Source organism: Roseococcus sp. YIM B11640 (assembly GCF_049727625.1).
Classification (GTDB): Bacteria; Pseudomonadota; Alphaproteobacteria; order Acetobacterales; family Acetobacteraceae; genus Roseococcus.
Genome location: NZ_JBBJOZ010000002.1, coordinates 571,620 through 587,234, shown reverse-complemented (window position 1 = coordinate 587,234; position 15,615 = coordinate 571,620). Strand labels below are relative to the sequence as shown.

Here is a 15,615-nt window from a genome sequence, read left to right as displayed (position 1 = left end):
ATGCGCTTATTGCCGCCCCTTCATGGCCTTTCCTGGGCGATTTCCAGCCAATGCGCCGCAATCTCCCGCCTTGGTGCGACCCAGATGCCGGGCGTCCTTGCGACATGCTCCAGCAGTGCGGCGAGGCCTGGCATGCGCCCGGGCCGGCCGATGATGCGAAGGTGCAGGCCGATGGACAGCATCTTGGGTGTCGTTTTCCCCTCGCGCATCAGCCAGTCGATCGCGCCGATACAATACCGGGAGAAGTCTTCCGGTTGCACGAAGCCGCCGCCGGGCGAGAAGCGCATGTCGTTGGTGTCGAAGGAATAGGGAAGGATGACGTGGCCCGGGGCGCCCATGCGCGGCAGGTCGTCGTCATAGACGTCGCTATCGTACAGGAAGCCGCCTTCCTCCAGCAGCAGACGGCGCGTGTTCATCGAGGAGGCCGAGCGCGTGTGCCAGCCGACCGGCCGCGTGCCGGCGGCCTTCTCGATGGCGGCGACGGTGGCCGCGATCACCTCGCGCTCCTGCGCCTCGGGCATGTTGGCGAGGCTTTCCCACCGCCAGCCATGGGCGCTGACCTCATGCCCCTCGGCGGCGGGGGCTGCGGCCAGGTGCGGGTTGGCCGCGACCGCGCGTCCGCAGGAGGAGAAGGTGGCCTTCATCCCATGCGCCCCGAAGGCGTCCAGGATACGCCAGATGCCGGCGCGCGCGCCGTAGGCATAATGGGTCTCCATGCAGGGGTCGGGCTGGCCCGTCACCTCCTCGCGGATCTCGTGCACGCTCTCGTTGCGGGCATCGCCGCTGGCGAGCGAGAGCTCGGCGCCCTCCTCGACATTCACCACGAAGGAGAGGGCGAGTCGCGCGCCGCCCGGCCAGCGCGGATCGGGAGGGTTGCGGCCATAGCCGACAAGGTCGCGATTCGTCGGGGGCATTCCACCAGGCAATGGCATCGTCCGTCCTTCGCAGCGGGGCCCTTCGGGTTTAGTTTTCCGCGACGATTTGGAGAAGTCCCATGCTCACGGCCGAAGCCACCGGCGTCTGCGTCATCTGCCCCACCCCCTTCCTGCCGGACGGGTCGCTCGACGAGCGCAGCGCGGCCACCATGACCGAAGCCTATGTGGCGGCCGGCGCCACCGGCCTCACCATCCTCGGCATCATGGGCGAGGCACCGAAGCTGGATGCCGAGGAGGCGATGAATCTGGTCCGCATCGTGCTGAAGCATGCGGGCGGGCTGCCGGTGATCGTGGGCGTTTCCGCCCCCGGCTACGCGCCCATGCGGGCCTTGGCCTCCCGCGCCATGGAGGCCGGGGCGGCGGGCGTGATGATCGCACCGCCCACGGGCCTGCGCGGCGACGACGCGGCGCTCTCCTGGCTCCAGGGCGCGGCCGAAGCCGTGGCGCCCGCCCCCTGGGTGTTGCAGGACTTCCCGCAAGCCAATGGCGTGACCCTGCCCCCGCGCGTGATCGCGGCGCTCGCGGCCGATCCCCGCTGCGTGATGCTGAAGGCCGAGGACTGGCCTGGCCTCGACAAGATCACGGCGCTCAAGGCGATGATGAAGTCGGGCGAGATGAAGCGCGTCGCCATCTATGGCGGCAATGGCGGCCTCTTCCTGCCGGAGGAGACGATGCGCGGTGCCGATGGCGTCATGACCGGCTACGCCTTCCCCGAGATGCTGGTCCGCCTGCGCGCCCTGCTGGCCGAGGGCCGGCGCGACGAGGCGATGGACCTCTTCGAAGCGCACCTTCCGCTGATCCGCACCGAGCACCAGCCTGGCCTCGGCCTCGCCGTGCGGAAATACGTGCTCTCGCGCCGGGGCATCATCGCGCATCCCACGGTGCGCGCGCCGGGCCCGAAGCTCAGCGACGCCACGCGCGCGGAGGTGGACTTCCTTCTGGCGCGCCTGGCGCGGCGGGATCCCGTGGCGCTGAAGCTCGCTGCGGAATGACGCGGCTTCGGGGCCGCATCGCCCTTGTCACCGGTGCGCAGCAGGGCATCGGCGCCGCGATCTGCGAGGCGATGGCCCGCGAGGGCGCCGACGTCGCGGTGAACTGGCTGGACGACGAAGCGGCCGGCGAGGCCGTGGCGGCGAAGGCGCGGGGCCATGGCGTACGCGCCGCCGCGATCCGGGCTGATATCGGCACGGCTTCGGGCAGGGCGCATCTGCAGTCCGAGACGGAGAGGCTGCTCGGCCTGCCCGACATCCTGGTCTGCAATGCCGGGATCTTCCCGCGTGCCGATTTCCTCGACCTCACCGAGGAGATGTGGGACGCGACCCATGACGTGAACCTCAAGGCCACGGCCTTCCAGGCGCAGCTCTTCGCGCGCGCGCTGGTGAAGGCGGGCAAGCCGGGCGCGGCGGTCACCATGTCGTCCTCCGCCGTGCGCGGCGATCCGCGCGGCGCGCACTACTCCGCGACCAAGACCGGCCTGCTGGGGCTGACCCGCTCCATCGCGCTGGCGCTGGCGGCGCATGGCATCCGCATCAACGCGATCGCGCCCGGCCTGACGGACACGGCGCAGCCGCGCTACGGCAATACGGAGGAGCAGATCGCGGAGCGCGTGCGCGCGATCCCCATCTCGCGCCTCGGCCAGCCGCAGGACATCGCGGAGATGGCCTGCTTCCTCGTCTCGGACCAGGCGAGCTGGATCACCGGGCAGGTCTATCACGTCAATGGCGGGCTCTACATGCCATGAGCGACGAGGATGACGAGGACGATGGCCCGCCGGGCGTTCCCGCCGGCACGCCCTTCTACATGACGCCCGAGGGCCATGCGGCCATGAAGGCCGAGCTGCATCAGCTCTGGCACGAGGAGCGCCCCAAGGTGACGGAGATCGTCTCCTGGGCAGCCTCCCTCGGCGACCGCAGCGAGAATGCAGACTACCAGTACGGCAAGCGCCGCCTGCGGCAGATCGACGGGCGCGTGCGCTTCCTGCGCAAGCGGCTGGAGCGCTCGGAGGTCGTGGATGCGCGCGAGCAGAAGAAGCGCGACCAGGTCTTCTTCGGCGCCACCGTGACCTATGCGCGCGAGGACGACACGGAGATCACCGTGACCATCGTCGGCATGGACGAGGCTGATGCGAATCTCGGCCGCATCTCCTGGGTCTCGCCCGTGGCGCGTGCGCTGCTGGGCAAGCGCGTGGGCGACCTGACGAAGCTGCGCACGCCCGCGGGCATCGAGGAAATCGAAGTGGTGACCATCTTCTATCCGGAGCGTGAGGCATGAGCGGTACGGCCGCCGTCATCGGCATGGGCCTGATGGGCTGCGACATCTCGGCGATCTTCCTGGCCGGCGGCTGGAAGGTCGCGGCGCAGGAGCCCGCGACGCAATCCTGGCCGGCGAAGCGCGAGCGCGTGCGGCTGGCGCTGAGCCAGCTCGGCGCCGACCCGGCGCTCGAGGCAGGGCTTTCGCTGCACGCCACGCTGGCCGAGATGCCCTTCGCGGAATGCGGCTGCGTGGTGGAAGCGGCGCCCGAGCGGATGGAGCTGAAGCGCGAGGTCTTCGCGGAGCTCGACAGGCTGGTGCCGGTGGAGGTGCCCATCGGCTCCAACGCCTCGGGCTACCGCATCACCGAGATCGCGAAGTTCTGCGAGACGAAGCGGCGCATGTGCAACCTGCACTTCTTCCTGCCCGCGCATCTCGTGCCCGGCGTCGAGGTGGTGAAGGGTGAGGCGACCGAGGATTGGGTCGTGGACCGCTTCTTCGACATCATGGCGAGCCTCGGCCGCATGCCCATCCGCGTCTCTCGCGACGAGCCCGGCTTCCTCGCCAACCGGATCCAGCACGCGTTGATGCGGGAGGCCTTCTCCTGCATCGACTCCGGCCTCGCGACGGCCGAGGATGTGGATCGCGCGGTGCGCTACTGCTTCGGCTTCCGCTACCTGGCGGCCGGGCCGATCCTGCAGAAGGAGCTCGCGGGCCTCGAGACGCAGCTCGCCGCGGCCACCACCATCTACCCGAGCCTCAATACCAGCCCCGAACCCTCGCCGGGCCTGGCGAAGCTGGTGGCCGAGAACCGGCTCGGGCCCAAGACCGGCCGGGGCTATCGCGACTGGCCGGGCGGGAAGGCCGCCGAGGAGCGTGCCCGCTACGAGCGGGTGCTGGCCGCGGCGCAGCCCTTGCTGCGCGACGAGGTATGAGCAAGTCCCGCGTCGTCCTGCTGCTGGGGAGCTCGGAGACGCTCGCCTGGGCGGGCAGCTACTACCTGCCCGCCATCCTCGCCGCCCCCATGGCGCGCGACATGGGGATCGCGACCTCGACCGTCTTCATTGCCTTCTCCTGCGCCATGCTGATCTCGGCGGTGCTGGGGCCGCGCGTGGGCGCCGCGATCGACGCGCGCGGGGGCAGGGGCATGCTGGCCGCATCCAACCTGGTGATGGCGCTGGGGCTGGCCCTCATGGCCGCCGCGCAGGGGCCGGTGCTGCTGTTCCTGGCCTGGCTGGTCATGGGTGTCGGCATGGGCATGGGACTCTACGAGCCCGCTTTCGCCACGCTGGCCCGGCTCTATGGCAAGGATGCGCGCAGCGCCATCACGGGGATCACGCTCATCGCGGGCTTCGCCAGCACGGTGGGCTGGCCGCTCTCGGCCGCCATGGAAGCGGCCTGGGGCTGGCGCGGCGCCTGCCTCGGCTGGATCGCGATCCAGCTTCTGATCGCGCTGCCGTTGAACCTGCTGCTGCCGCGTGCCGAGCCGCGCGCCTCGATCGCGGGTCCGCCGCCGCCCGCGCCGCAGGCCGCGCGCGAGACGCGGAATGCCGCGCTCCTGATGGCCGCCATCTTCTCTGTCAGCTCCTTCACGGCCGCCGCGCTCGGCGCGCACCTGCCGGCCATCATGCTGGCGGCGGGTGCCACGCCGGCCACCGCGATCCTGGCTGGCGCGCTGCTCGGGCCTGCGCAGGTCGCGGCGCGGATCGGCGAGTTCACGCTGCTGCGCAAGGCGCATCCGCTGCTCTCCGCCAAGCTCGCACAGATCAGCCACCCGGTAGCCGGATCGCTGCTGCTGCTGTTGGGCGCGCCGGCGGCCATTCCCTTCGCGCTGCTGCATGGCGCCGGCAACGGCATCCTGACCATCGTGCGCGGCACGCTGCCGCTCGCCGTCTTCGGCGCGGCGGGCTACGGCGCGCGGCAGGGCATGATCATGGTGCCGGGACGCTTCCTGTCGGCGGCGGCGCCGGCGCTCTTCGGCTTCTTCGTCGAGGGCTACGGCGCGGCGGCGCTCTGGCTCACCGTCGGGCTCTCGCTCGCGGCCTTCATCGGCCTGTTCTGGCTTCGCGTTCGGCCAGAATCCGAAGCAGCGCCGCGTTGAATTCCTGGGCCGCCTCATAGGCGACCCAGTGCCCGGCGCCCTTGACCACATGGGTGAGCAGCGTCGGGTCGATCTCGCGCAGGACATCGAGCCGTGCCTCGACATTCGGCCAGGCCACGGTGTCGAGCTCTCCCCAGATGCCGTTGATGGGCGCCTTCGCGAGCTTCAGCGCCTCCTTCAAGCTGTCGCCGGACGCGAAGCCGCGGCTGCGGAAGCGCGCGTGCTGGGTGTTGAACTCCTGGATGTCGAGCGCCGTGTCGTCGATCAGCGACCGGTCATGGATCATCAGCCGTGCGAGGTTCTCCGCATTGGCCGCGCGCCGCTCGGCGCCCTGCTTGTCGCGCACCTTCAGCAGGTCCAGCGGCGGACGCGGCAGGCCAAGCGAGGCGGCGCCGACCACGGTGACGCTGCGGAGATGCTCTCCTTCCAGCGCGGCGAGATGACCGCTCACATTGGCGCCGAAGGAAAAGCCGGCGAGATGGTAGCGGCGGTCCGGGCCCAGCAGCTCCGCGAGGCCGGCCTGCAGGGGGCGGGCCACGTCATAGATGTCCTTGGCGCCGGGCGGCATCGCGCTTTCGCCCAGGCCCGGGATGTCGGCCGCGATCACGCGGTAGCGCGCGGAGAGCGCGTCGATGTTCCGCAGCCAGTGCCGCCAGCTGCCCGAGCCGCCATGCATGAGCACCAGGATGTCGTCGCCGCCACCCCAGCTCCGCCATGCGATCGTGCCGTCACCGCAAGGTGTCTGCGTCTTGGCGGCGCGGGCGTCGATGGCGTCGATCTCGGGGTTCATGCAGCGATACTCCTTGCGCGCCGCGCCTCGACGCGCGCGATCCAGGTGGTGGCGATGAAGATGACGAAGGCCCCGATCATGGTCGAGCCCGAGGGGATCTCGGCGAAGAAGACGAAGCCGAAGAAGGCGGCCCAGATCATGTCGAGGAACTTCACCGGCTGCGCGGAGGAAATGTCCGCCAGCCGGTAGGCATTGGTCAGCAGCCAGTGTCCCAGGCTGCCCATCATGCCGCAAAGCAGGGCCACGGCCCATTGCGTGGGGGTCGGCCACACCCAGACCCAGGCGGCGGCGGGGACGGTAAAGAGCGTCACCGTCAGCGACTGCCACGCGACGATGACCGTGGGCGAATCACGCCTGGCCAGCGCCTTGGTGATGAGGAAGGAGGCCGCGAACAGTGGCGAGGACATCAGCATGAAGACCGTGCCCCAGTTCATCCCGCCGCCCAGTCCCGGCCAGACGACGACCAGCACGCCCGCGAAGCCCAGCAGCGCCGAGACCCAGCGCTGCCAGAACATCTGCTCCTTCAGGAAGATCACCGCGCCCAGCATGATGAAGATCGGGCCCGTGAAGCCGATGGCGATGAGCTCGGAGAAGGGGATCAGCGGCAGGGCCGCGAACCAGAGGTAGAGGCCGGAGGCATGCACGGCGCCGCGCCAGAGCTGGCCGGAAAGGCTGCGCGTGCGGAAGGAGGAAAGCCCCTCGCGGAACATCCAGGGCAGCACGGCGACGAGGCCCATGAAGTATCGCAGGAACTGAACCTCGAAGGTCGGAAGCTCCTCGGCCAGCATGCGGAGAACCACGTTCAGCGAGCAGAGCGTGAAGCCGGCCGCGGCCGCGTAGATCATTCCCGCCACGGTGGGGTTCACGAATGGAGCCTTCGTTCCTGGACATCGGCGCGGACTTGTTCCGCCGCGCCTAGCATAGCGTGGCCGAAGCACCATCTTTGCGGAAGCCCCCGCGGCGCCTAGGATCGACGCACCAGCTCCAGGACGACCGATGCCCGACGACAGCCTGACCTTCGATCCCACGCGCCTCAAATACGGGATCGGTCAGCCCGTGCCGCGGCAGGAAGACCCCAAGCTGTTGAAGGGACAAGGTCGTTATACGGATGACCTGTCGCTGCCCAACCAGCTCTACGCCCATGTTCTCCGCAGCCCCTACGCCCATGCGGTGCTCAATTCGGTGGATGTGAGCGAGGCGAAGGCCGCGCCGGGTGTCCATTTGGTCATCACGGCCGACGATCTGGAGGACTATGGCGAGCTGGTCTGCGCCATGCCGCTGAAGAACATCGACGGCACGCCGCTCCGCACCACCCGCCGCAAGGCCCTGGCCAAGGACCGGCTGCGCTTCGTGGGCGACCCCATCGCCGTGGTCGTGGCCGACACCAAGGCCCAGGCCAAGGACGCGGCGGAGATGATCTTCCTCGACGTCGAGACCCTGCCCGCCGCCACCGAGGCCTCGGCCGCCGCCGCGCCGGGCGCCGCGCAGCTTTATGACGACATTCCCGGCAACCAGGTCCTCGACTTCCGCTTCGGCAATGCCGAGAAGGTCGCCGAGGCCTTCGCCCGCGCCGCGCATGTGCAGAAGCTCGCCCTCCGCAACAACCGTATCGTCGTCGCGGCCATGGAGCCGCGCAGCGCGATCGGCGAATACGAGGCCGAAACCGGGCGCATGGTGCTGCGCGTAGGCTGCCAGGGCGTCTTCGGCCTGCGCAACCAGCTGGCCGACGACGTGCTGAAGATGCCGCGCAACAAGGTCCGGGTGCTGACCGGCAATGTGGGCGGCAGCTTTGGCATGAAGGCCTCGGTCTATCCGGAGTACCTGCCGCTGCTGCATGCCTCGAAGGTGCTGGGGCGTCCGGTGAAGTGGACGGATGAGCGCTCCGGTTCCTTCCAGTCCGACGCGCATGGCCGCGACCATGAGGTGGAGGCCGAGCTCGCGGTCGACGCGGAGGGCAAGTTCCTCGCCGTCCGGCTCACCAGCTTTGCCAATATGGGTGCCTATCTGACGAATGTCGGGCCCAATATGGCGACGGGCAACTATTCCAAGAACATCCAGGCCAACTACGCGACGCCGCTGCTTGAGGTGCACACGCGGTGCATCCTGACGAACTCCGTGCCCGTCACGGCCTATCGCGGCGCCGGCCGGCCCGAGGCGAACTACTACATGGAGCGCCTGATCGAGGAGGCGGCGCGGGCCATGGGCAAATCGCCCATCGAGCTGCGCAAGCTTAACCACATCAAGCCGGAGCAGATGCCCTATTCCGCCGCGAGCGGCAGCGTTTACGACGGCGGCGACTTTTCGGCGATCCTCGACCAGGCGTTGGAGGCCGCGGATTTCGAAGGCTTCGAGGCGCGCCGGGCGGAGGCGAAGCAGCGCGGCGTGCTGCGCGGCATCGGCATCGGTAACTTCCTGGAATGCACCGCCCCGCCGCAGAAGGAGCAGGGCGGCATCCGCTTCGAGGATGACGGCACCGTCACCATCATCACCGGCACGCTCGACTACGGGCAGGGGCACTGGACGCCCTTCGCGCAGGTGCTGCATCAGCAGCTGGGCGTGCCCTTCGAATCCATCCGGCTGCTTCAGGGCGATAGCGATGAGCTGATCGCGGGCGGTGGCACGGGCGGGTCGAAGTCGATCATGGCCTCGGGCGCCGCGATCATCGAGGCGTCGGAGATCGTGATCGAGAAGGGCCGCCAGGCCGCCGCCCATGTCATGGAGACGGCGCTGGCGGATATCGAGTTCGAGGCCGGGACCTTCACCGTCGCGGGCACGGATCGCAGCATCGGCATCCGGGAACTGGCCGCCAAGGTGAAGGAAATGCCCAGGAGCGAGGACCTCCCGGAGACGCTCGACGTCACGCATGTCTTCAACGAGGCCCCGATGGCCTTCCCGAACGGCTGCCACGTGGCCGAGGTCGAGATCGACCCGGATGTCGGCACGGTGAAGTTCGTGAACTACGTCACCGTCAACGACTTCGGAGTGATCGTGAATCCGGCGCTGGTGAAGGGCCAGGCGCATGGCGGAATCGTGCAGGGGATCGGCCAGGCGATCTACGAATTCGTCGCCTTCTCGGAGGACGGGCAGCTCCTCTCGGGCAGCTTCCAGGACTACGGCGTGCCCCGCGCGGAAGACGTTCCGAGCTTCGGGTTCGCGAGCCACCCCGTGCCGTGCAAGACCAACCCCGTCGGCGCGAAGGGCTGCGGCGAGGCGGGGTGCGCGGGCTCCCTGCCGGCGGTGATGAACGCGATCGTGGATGCGCTGCGCCCGCTGGGCGTTTCGCACATCGACATGCCGGCGACGCCCGAGAAGATCTGGCGGGCCATCAACGGCGTCTAGGCCGGGCGCTCCGTCACGCGGCTGTCCATCCCCTGGATGCGGATGAGCGGCCGCGCCTCGCGCGCGGCCGGCTTCAGCGCCAGCCAGGCCTCGAATTCCGAAAGGATCAGCGCGGTGATGTTCGCCACCGGCTGTTGATGCAGCTCTGAGAGCGCGAAGAAGCGGATTTCCTCGAGCTCGCCCGATCCCTTGATCTCCCCCGTCGCGTGCCGCGCCTCGGCGATGAGGAAGCGCGCGTGGAAGCGGATGGGCATGCGCGTCGGGGTGATGGCGCGCGTCAGGTAGCGCAGCGGCGCGAAATCGGGGCGCAGCACCTCGCCCTCCATGCGACCCAGCACCAGCCCCGCTTCCTCGTGCAACTCGCGGATGGCGCAATAGGCCAGGGCGCGGGCGCGGGCGGGCGTCGCGGAGATCTCAAGCTTCCGGCGGGTCTCCTCGGTCAGGTCCGCTACGGGCGAGGCGCTATGGTCGTCCGGGTCCACCCGGCCGCCGGGGAAGACCAGCACGCCCGGCATGAAGCGCAGGTTGCGGTGACGCCGTCCCATGAGGATCTCGATCCCTTTCGGCGTTTCGCGCCAGAGGATGAGGCTCGCGGCATCGCGGGGGCGGACGGCACGCTTCGGGCGGCGCCCGCCGGCATCGGCGCCGCCGGGATTGTCGTCGGCGCGGGGACGGGTCGGTGCGTCAGTCAAGGGCGAAGCCACGCGAGCGCAGCCAGGCGCGGAAGCCCGCGCGCTCGGGCACCGAGAGCTGGCGCGCCACGTTCTCGGTCCAGGTGCAGCCCTCGGGCTTGGGGCCATGGACCTCCGGATAGCGCGGCTTCGCGCGCTCGCGGCGGGCATCGTATTCGGCCAGCGCCGCTTCCTCGCCCTCGGCGGAATAACGCTCGCGATGGATGGTGACGGAGGGCGGCAGGCGCACGCTCGGCTCGTTGCGGGCGACGGGCCAGCCCAGCGTCAGCCCCGCGATGGGGAAGACGCCCTTGGGCAGCGAGAGCAGCGGCCCGACCTTCTCCAGGTGGTTCCGCACATAGCTGATGGGGCAGGTGCCCAGCCCCGCCGCCTCGGCCGCCACGATGGCCATGCCCATGGCGAGCGCGGAATCCACCGTGGCGTTCAGGACGGTGTCGAGGTTGTCGTTGGCATGCTCGCGCCCGGCGCGGGCGGTGATGTCGCGGTTGCGGCGGATGTCGGCGCAGAAGATCAGCAGGACGGGCGCGTCCTTGATCCAGGGCATGGTGCCGATCCAGTCCGCGACGGCGGCGATGCGCGTCTTGTCCTGCATCACCACGATCGAGAATTGCTGCATGTCGCTCTTGCTCGGCGCGGATTGCGCGGCGGCAAGGACGGTCTGCAGCAGGGGCTCGGGGATGGTGTCGGGCGTGTAGCGCCGCGTGACCCGGCGGTCGAGGATCGCAGCCAGGGCGGGCGGAACATCCGCCGGCGGCTCGAAGGGCAGGTGGCCGAATCGGGCCTCGATCAGCGGGCGGGGATCGGTCATGCGCGCACCACCCAGGCATCGGCGACGGTGACGCCGCTCTCGTGGATCATCAGGGGATTGATCTCGGCCTCGGCGATGCCGGGCAGGGTGGCGAGGCGCGACACGGCCACGATGGCCTTCACCAGCGCCTCCACATCGCCGCGCGGCAATCCGCGCCAGCCCTCGATGACGCGAAGCGCGCGGACATCGGCGATCATCTCGCGCGCGCCCTGCTCGTCGAGGGGCGCGAGCCGCAGCGCCACGTCGCGATGCAGCTCCGCCAGCACGCCGCCCGCGCCGAGCAGAACCACGGGGCCGACCTCGGGGTCGCGCCGGAAGCCGAGGATCACCTCTGCCAGCCCTTTCGACATCGGCTGCACGAGGAAGCCGGTGAGCCGGGCGTGCGGCGCGGCCTTCGCCACGCGCGCCTGCATCGCCGCCGCGGCGTCCTGCAGGGCCGCCGCGTCCGGGATGTTGAGCCGGACGCCGCCGAGCTCGGTCTTATGCGCGATGTCGGGCGAGAGGATCTTCAGCGCCACCGGATAGGCATGGGGCGCGGCGAGGTCTCGCGAATAAGGGGTGGCGAGGCCGAGGGCCGCGAAGATCTCGCGCGCATCCGCCTCGTCCGGCGCGTCCGGCATGGCGACCGCCGGGGCGGCGGGAACGGCGGGGTTGGCAGGCGCGCGCCAGTCGAGCCACGCGCGCATGGCATCCGCCAGGCTCTCGGGCGTGCGGAAGGCGGGGATGCCGGCCTCGGCCAGCAGCGCCAGAGAGGCATCGGCCTGCGGCACCAGGAAAGCCGCGATGGGCTTGGCGCCCTGGATGGCGTCGCGCCCGCGCACGATGCCCGCGACGGCATCGGCCGGCCGGAACTGCGCGGAGGAGCCGATGACCGGGATCACCGCATCGGTATCGCCCGCCGCCGCCAGCGCCGTGATGGCAGCTTCCACGCGGTCCGGCTTGGTGCCGGCCAGCGTCATGTCGAGCAGGCGTCCATGGGCGTGCATGTTCGCCGCGTGCAGCTTCTCCGAAGCCGCGTCGTCCGGCACGCGTGCCTCGATGCCCGCGACGCCCATCGCATCCACTGCCATCGCGCCGCCGCCTCCGGTCGTCGTCAGCACGGAAACGGCGCGATGCGGCTTCGCCAGCGGCTTGCGGCCGAGGACCAGCGCGGGGAGCTCCAGAAAGCTCTCCAGCATGGTGGCGCGCAGGATGCCGTGGGCGCGGAAGAAGGCCTCGGCCGCGGCGTCGCTGCCGGCGAGCGCGCCGGTATGGCTCGTCGCGAGCTCCGCGCCGAAGCTGGAGCGGCCAAGCTTGTAGGCGATGATCGGCTTGCCCGCCTTGTGCGCCAGCGCGGCAGCGCGCGCGAAATGCTCCGGCGCGCGGATCGCTTCGAGGAAGAGCATCACGGCATCGACGCCCGGGTCCTCCACCAGCATCGCCGCGATCTCGCCGGCCGTGAGGTCGGCCTCGTTGCCGGTCGCGATGAGGTGGCTGAAGCCCAGGCCGCGCGCGGCACCGCGGCTCATGATGGCGCCGAGCATGGAGCCGGACTGGCTGACGAGGGCGAGGCGCCCGGCGGGCAGCGTTTCCGCCTCCAGCGCCGCGTTCACGCTGGCCGCGATCCTGGCGGGGATGTTGATGATGCCCATGGAATTGGGCCCGAGCAGGCGCAGCCCCGCGGCCTTGGCAGCCGCCACGCAGCGCTCCTGCCGCGCCTGGCCCTCGGCGCCGGCCTCGGCGAAGCCGTCGGCCAGGATACAGGCCACGCGCGCGCCCTTGGCGGCGACGGAGGCGATCTGGCCTTCCACATGCTCGGTATTCAGCAGGATGTAGGCGAAATCGATCTCGGCCGGGATGTCCTCGACGCGCGCATAGGCGCGCTCGCCCAGCACCTCGGGCGCGCGCGGGTTCACGGGGTAGAGCGCGCCCGTGTAGCCGTGCTTGCGGAGGTAGAGCTGCGCCCGCGCGGTGAGCCGCGAAGGATCGCCCGAGGCGCCGATCAGCGCGATGCTGGACGGCGCGAGCAAGGCCTTCATTTCGGCGGACGCTGCGAGAAGCTCTGCCCGAACACGCCCTCGGCGATGCGGTTCTTCATCACCTCCAGGCTGCCGCCCGCGATCATCCAGCCGCGCGTGCGGCGGACGCAGTATTCGATCAGCAGGTCCTTGGAGTAGCCCATGCCGCCCATGACCTGCATGGACTCGTTCGAGGCCATCCAGCCCGCCTGGTTGCACGCGTATTTGGCCAACGCGACTTCCTGCCCATCGGGCAAGCCGCGTCCCGCATTCACCGCCGCCCGGTAGAGCAGCAGACGGGCGCTATCCAGCGCCACGCGCATCTCCGCGAACTTCCACTGCAGCCCCTGGAACTCCATGAGCTTGCGGCCGAACTGGCTGCGCGTCATCGCGTGCTCGCGCGCCGCGTTGAAGCAGTATTCGCCGAGCGCCAGCGCGCGCGTCGTGTTCCCCACGCGCTCCACGTTGAAGCCGCCGATCTGCTTCTTGAAGCCGCCGGGGCCGAGCAGCACCATCTCGGGCGGGATATAGACGTTGTCGAAGTGGAGCGAGCACCACTCCTCGTCGTTCATGTAGAGGCTGGGCTTGCCGGTGGAGAAACCCTCCATCCCGCGCTCGACCAGCACGGAGCCGATGCCGCCGACGCCCGGTCCGAAGCGGCAATAGACGACGAAGACGTTCGCCTCGGCGCTGTTCGTGGTGAAGATCTTCTGGCCGTTGAGCCGGAAGCCGTCGCCATCCGGCGTGCAACTGGTCTTGAGATCGGTGAGGGCGGAGCCCGCATCCGGCTCCGTCATGCCGACGGCGGCCACGGCCTCGCCGGCGAGGAGCGGCTTGAAGAACCGCTCCTTCTGATACGGGCTGGCGTATTCCGCAAAGGTGCGGAACGCGCCGAAATTTCCGGCCTGGAGGACGTCGGCGCTGCGGGGGCAGACCTGGGCGATCTGCTCCATCGCCAGCACGGCGTCGAAGACGGTGCCGCCGGCGCCGCCATCCTCTTCCGGGATCATGATCCCGAAGAGGCCCTGCTGCGCCATCAGCTTCGCGACATCCCACGGGAAGCCCACGGTATGCGCGCGATCGACCGCGCCGGCCGCCAGATGGCGCTCGGCAAAGCCGCGCACCATGGTCTGGAAGGCCGACTGTTCCTCATCCAGCCGGAAATCCATGGGATCAGACCGGATCCCAGCTGAACACGTCGCCCGAGCGCTCCATCGGCACGAAGCTGGAGCGGAAGGCCGGGAGAGCGATCTCGGCGATCTTCTCCGGCGTCCAGCCGCTGTCGCTGTGGACGGAGCGGATCGGCCGGTTCTGGCTGAACAGGAACAGCTCGTGCATGCGGGGGGCGAAGATCTGGCCCGTGACTTCCTTCGCGGCATCGGAGGCCAGGAAGACGGCGAGCGGGGCGTTCTTCTCCGGGCCCATGCGCATGATGCGCTCGACGCGCGCCTTCTGCTCCGGCGTCTCGGCGGGGATCGAGCTCGTCATGCGCGACCAGGCGAAGGGCGCCAGGCAGTTGGAGCGCACGTTGTATCGCTTCATGTCGAGCGCGATGGACTTGGACAGCGCCACGATGCCGAGCTTGGCGGCCGAGTAGTTCGCCTGGCCGAAATTGCCGATGAGGCCCGAGGTGCTGGTGATGTGGACGAAGCTGCCGCTTTCCTGCTTGCGGAAATACTCGGCGGCCGCGCGGCTCATGAAGAAGCTGCCGTTGAGGTGGACGTTGATGACGGCCAGCCACTCTTCCGGCGTCATGCGGTGGAAGATCTGGTCGCGCAGGATGCCCGCGTTGTTCACCACGATGTCGATCTTGCCGAAGGCGTCAACCGCGGTCTGGACGATCTTCTTGGCGTTCTCCCATTCGGAGACGCTGTCGGTGTTGATGACGGCCTGGCCGCCCTTCTGCTCGATGATCGCCTTGGTCTGCTCGGCCGGGCTCGCCGAGAAGCCCTCGCCGCCGAGCGACGCGCCGATATCGTTGATGACGACCTTGGCGCCGGCCTCGGCCATGGCGATCGCGATCTCGCGGCCAATGCCGCCGCCCGCGCCGGTGACGACCGCAACCTTGTCCTTGAGCATCATAGTGGCAATTCCTCCTACCGAATGGTCGGTCGGAAGCTAGAACGCCAGGGCGAGGGCGTGAAGCCGGGGGCGGGAACTGGCTTTCATAAAGGCAGTCCCGTGGGGGGCGCCGGCCGCCTGGCGGCCGGATTCTCGGCCCGCCCGCTCCGCAAAGATGGAGCTATTGGCGCGCGGCGCAGCCAAGCGCGCGGATGCGGGCGCCCGGCGCTCGAGGGTGGAACATATCTGGCCTTCGCCGCAGGCTGAGATCAGACGTGGAAGCTCTCGCCACAGCCGCAGCGGCCCTTCTCGTTCGGATTGACGAAGGTGAAGCCCGCGCTCATGGCCTTCACCTCGTAGTCCATCATCGTTCCGATCAGGTAGAGAGTGGCCTTCCGGTCCACGAGGACGGTCACGCCCTTGTCGGTGACGCGCTCGTCGCCCGGGGCCTGCTCGTCCACGAAGGTCAGATCGTAGGCGAGGCCCGAGCAGCCCTTCGTCTTGACGCCGATATGCAGCAGCTTGCCTTCCTCGGCCTTCGAGTAGAGCGCGCGCAGGCGCTCGGCCGCTGAATCCGACAGGGACATCAGCGGCGGCAGGGCGCGCTTGGCGCGGGGGGCTTCGGCGGTGGTGCTCATCGCT

At 69.6% G+C, this 15,615-nt stretch carries 15 protein-coding genes; 6 read left to right on the top strand and 9 right to left on the bottom strand.

Going from position 1 to position 15,615, the window contains the following annotated elements; translation table 11 throughout:
• Positions 1-20: 20 nt before the first annotated feature.
• Positions 21-914, bottom strand: a complete 894-nt coding sequence (locus WJM96_RS10235) for a polysaccharide deacetylase family protein (RefSeq protein WP_424812384.1) — start codon at positions 912-914, stop codon at positions 21-23.
• An 80-nt stretch (positions 915-994) separates the two neighbouring features.
• On the opposite strand from WJM96_RS10235, the gene WJM96_RS10230 reads away from it, so the two are divergent.
• The 5 genes from WJM96_RS10230 to WJM96_RS10210 are packed head-to-tail and all read left to right on the top strand — an operon-like array spanning position 995 to position 5,286.
• A complete protein-coding gene (locus tag WJM96_RS10230) occupies positions 995-1,927 on the top strand; it encodes a dihydrodipicolinate synthase family protein (protein ID WP_424812383.1) in 933 nt (310 codons plus the stop codon).
• The gene (locus WJM96_RS10225) at positions 1,924-2,676 is read left to right on the top strand and encodes an SDR family NAD(P)-dependent oxidoreductase (RefSeq protein ID WP_424812382.1); all 753 of its coding nucleotides are present in this window, start codon (positions 1,924-1,926) and stop codon (positions 2,674-2,676) included. Before WJM96_RS10230 ends, WJM96_RS10225 begins: the two co-directional genes overlap by 4 nt.
• Positions 2,673-3,206, top strand: a complete 534-nt coding sequence (gene greB / locus WJM96_RS10220) for a transcription elongation factor GreB (protein WP_424812381.1) — start codon at positions 2,673-2,675, stop codon at positions 3,204-3,206. The genes WJM96_RS10225 and greB overlap by 4 nt, the downstream gene beginning before the upstream one ends.
• Entirely contained in the window at positions 3,203-4,120 is a 918-nt protein-coding gene (locus WJM96_RS10215; RefSeq protein ID WP_424812380.1) for a 3-hydroxyacyl-CoA dehydrogenase family protein, read from the top strand. The genes greB and WJM96_RS10215 overlap by 4 nt, the downstream gene beginning before the upstream one ends.
• Complete coding sequence (locus tag WJM96_RS10210; protein ID WP_424812379.1) at positions 4,117-5,286, top strand: MFS transporter; 1,170 nt, start codon at positions 4,117-4,119, stop codon at positions 5,284-5,286. Before WJM96_RS10215 ends, WJM96_RS10210 begins: the two co-directional genes overlap by 4 nt.
• On the opposite strand, the gene WJM96_RS10205 is transcribed toward WJM96_RS10210, so the two are convergent.
• Both WJM96_RS10205 and WJM96_RS10200 read right to left on the bottom strand, forming a co-directional pair.
• The gene (locus WJM96_RS10205; RefSeq protein ID WP_424812378.1) at positions 5,231-6,076 is read right to left on the bottom strand and encodes an alpha/beta fold hydrolase; all 846 of its coding nucleotides are present in this window, start codon (positions 6,074-6,076) and stop codon (positions 5,231-5,233) included. The genes WJM96_RS10210 and WJM96_RS10205 overlap by 56 nt on opposite strands.
• A complete protein-coding gene (locus tag WJM96_RS10200; protein WP_424812377.1) occupies positions 6,073-6,942 on the bottom strand; it encodes a DMT family transporter in 870 nt (289 codons plus the stop codon). Before WJM96_RS10200 ends, WJM96_RS10205 begins: the two co-directional genes overlap by 4 nt.
• A 130-nt stretch (positions 6,943-7,072) precedes the next feature.
• Between WJM96_RS10200 and WJM96_RS10195 the strand changes: the two genes are divergently transcribed.
• On the top strand, positions 7,073-9,415 hold the full coding sequence (locus WJM96_RS10195; protein WP_424812376.1) for a xanthine dehydrogenase family protein molybdopterin-binding subunit: 2,343 nt from the start codon (positions 7,073-7,075) through the stop codon (positions 9,413-9,415).
• Here WJM96_RS10195 and WJM96_RS10190 read toward each other — a convergent pair.
• From WJM96_RS10190 to WJM96_RS10165, 6 genes are all read right to left on the bottom strand, one after another.
• Positions 9,412-10,107, bottom strand: coding sequence for an NUDIX hydrolase (locus WJM96_RS10190; RefSeq protein ID WP_424812375.1), 696 nt, complete (start codon positions 10,105-10,107; stop codon positions 9,412-9,414). The two genes, WJM96_RS10195 and WJM96_RS10190, sit on opposite strands and share 4 nt — an antisense overlap.
• Entirely contained in the window at positions 10,100-10,915 is an 816-nt protein-coding gene (locus WJM96_RS10185; protein WP_424812374.1) for a nitroreductase family protein, read from the bottom strand. Before WJM96_RS10185 ends, WJM96_RS10190 begins: the two co-directional genes overlap by 8 nt.
• On the bottom strand, positions 10,912-12,933 hold the full coding sequence (locus WJM96_RS10180) for an acetate--CoA ligase family protein (RefSeq protein WP_424812373.1): 2,022 nt from the start codon (positions 12,931-12,933) through the stop codon (positions 10,912-10,914). Before WJM96_RS10180 ends, WJM96_RS10185 begins: the two co-directional genes overlap by 4 nt.
• The gene (locus tag WJM96_RS10175) at positions 12,930-14,081 is read right to left on the bottom strand and encodes an acyl-CoA dehydrogenase family protein (RefSeq protein WP_424812372.1); all 1,152 of its coding nucleotides are present in this window, start codon (positions 14,079-14,081) and stop codon (positions 12,930-12,932) included. Before WJM96_RS10175 ends, WJM96_RS10180 begins: the two co-directional genes overlap by 4 nt.
• Before the next feature lie 4 nt (positions 14,082-14,085).
• Entirely contained in the window at positions 14,086-14,994 is a 909-nt protein-coding gene (locus WJM96_RS10170; protein ID WP_424812371.1) for an SDR family NAD(P)-dependent oxidoreductase, read from the bottom strand.
• Positions 14,995-15,242: 248 nt separating this feature from the next.
• A complete protein-coding gene (locus tag WJM96_RS10165; RefSeq protein ID WP_424812370.1) occupies positions 15,243-15,611 on the bottom strand; it encodes a HesB/IscA family protein in 369 nt (122 codons plus the stop codon).
• Positions 15,612-15,615: the final 4 nt, after the last annotated feature.

Bases quoted from the DNA above. Each gene is read 5' to 3' on its own strand.
- WJM96_RS10185 (WP_424812374.1), bottom strand. From the start codon at position 10,915: ATGACCGATCCCCGCCCGCTGATCGAGGCCCGATTCGGCCACCTGCCC.
- WJM96_RS10180 (WP_424812373.1), bottom strand. From the start codon at position 12,933: ATGAAGGCCTTGCTCGCGCCGTCCAGCATCGCGCTGATCGGCGCCTCG.
- WJM96_RS10225 (WP_424812382.1), top strand. From the start codon at position 1,924: ATGACGCGGCTTCGGGGCCGCATCGCCCTTGTCACCGGTGCGCAGCAG.
- WJM96_RS10170 (WP_424812371.1), bottom strand. From the start codon at position 14,994: ATGATGCTCAAGGACAAGGTTGCGGTCGTCACCGGCGCGGGCGGCGGC.
- WJM96_RS10175 (WP_424812372.1), bottom strand. From the start codon at position 14,081: ATGGATTTCCGGCTGGATGAGGAACAGTCGGCCTTCCAGACCATGGTG.
- WJM96_RS10215 (WP_424812380.1), top strand. From the start codon at position 3,203: ATGAGCGGTACGGCCGCCGTCATCGGCATGGGCCTGATGGGCTGCGAC.
- greB (WP_424812381.1), top strand. From the start codon at position 2,673: ATGAGCGACGAGGATGACGAGGACGATGGCCCGCCGGGCGTTCCCGCC.
- WJM96_RS10165 (WP_424812370.1), bottom strand. From the start codon at position 15,611: ATGAGCACCACCGCCGAAGCCCCCCGCGCCAAGCGCGCCCTGCCGCCG.
- WJM96_RS10235 (WP_424812384.1), bottom strand. From the start codon at position 914: ATGCCCCCGACGAATCGCGACCTTGTCGGCTATGGCCGCAACCCTCCC.
- WJM96_RS10195 (WP_424812376.1), top strand. From the start codon at position 7,073: ATGCCCGACGACAGCCTGACCTTCGATCCCACGCGCCTCAAATACGGG.
- WJM96_RS10230 (WP_424812383.1), top strand. From the start codon at position 995: ATGCTCACGGCCGAAGCCACCGGCGTCTGCGTCATCTGCCCCACCCCC.
- WJM96_RS10205 (WP_424812378.1), bottom strand. From the start codon at position 6,076: ATGAACCCCGAGATCGACGCCATCGACGCCCGCGCCGCCAAGACGCAG.
- WJM96_RS10210 (WP_424812379.1), top strand. From the start codon at position 4,117: ATGAGCAAGTCCCGCGTCGTCCTGCTGCTGGGGAGCTCGGAGACGCTC.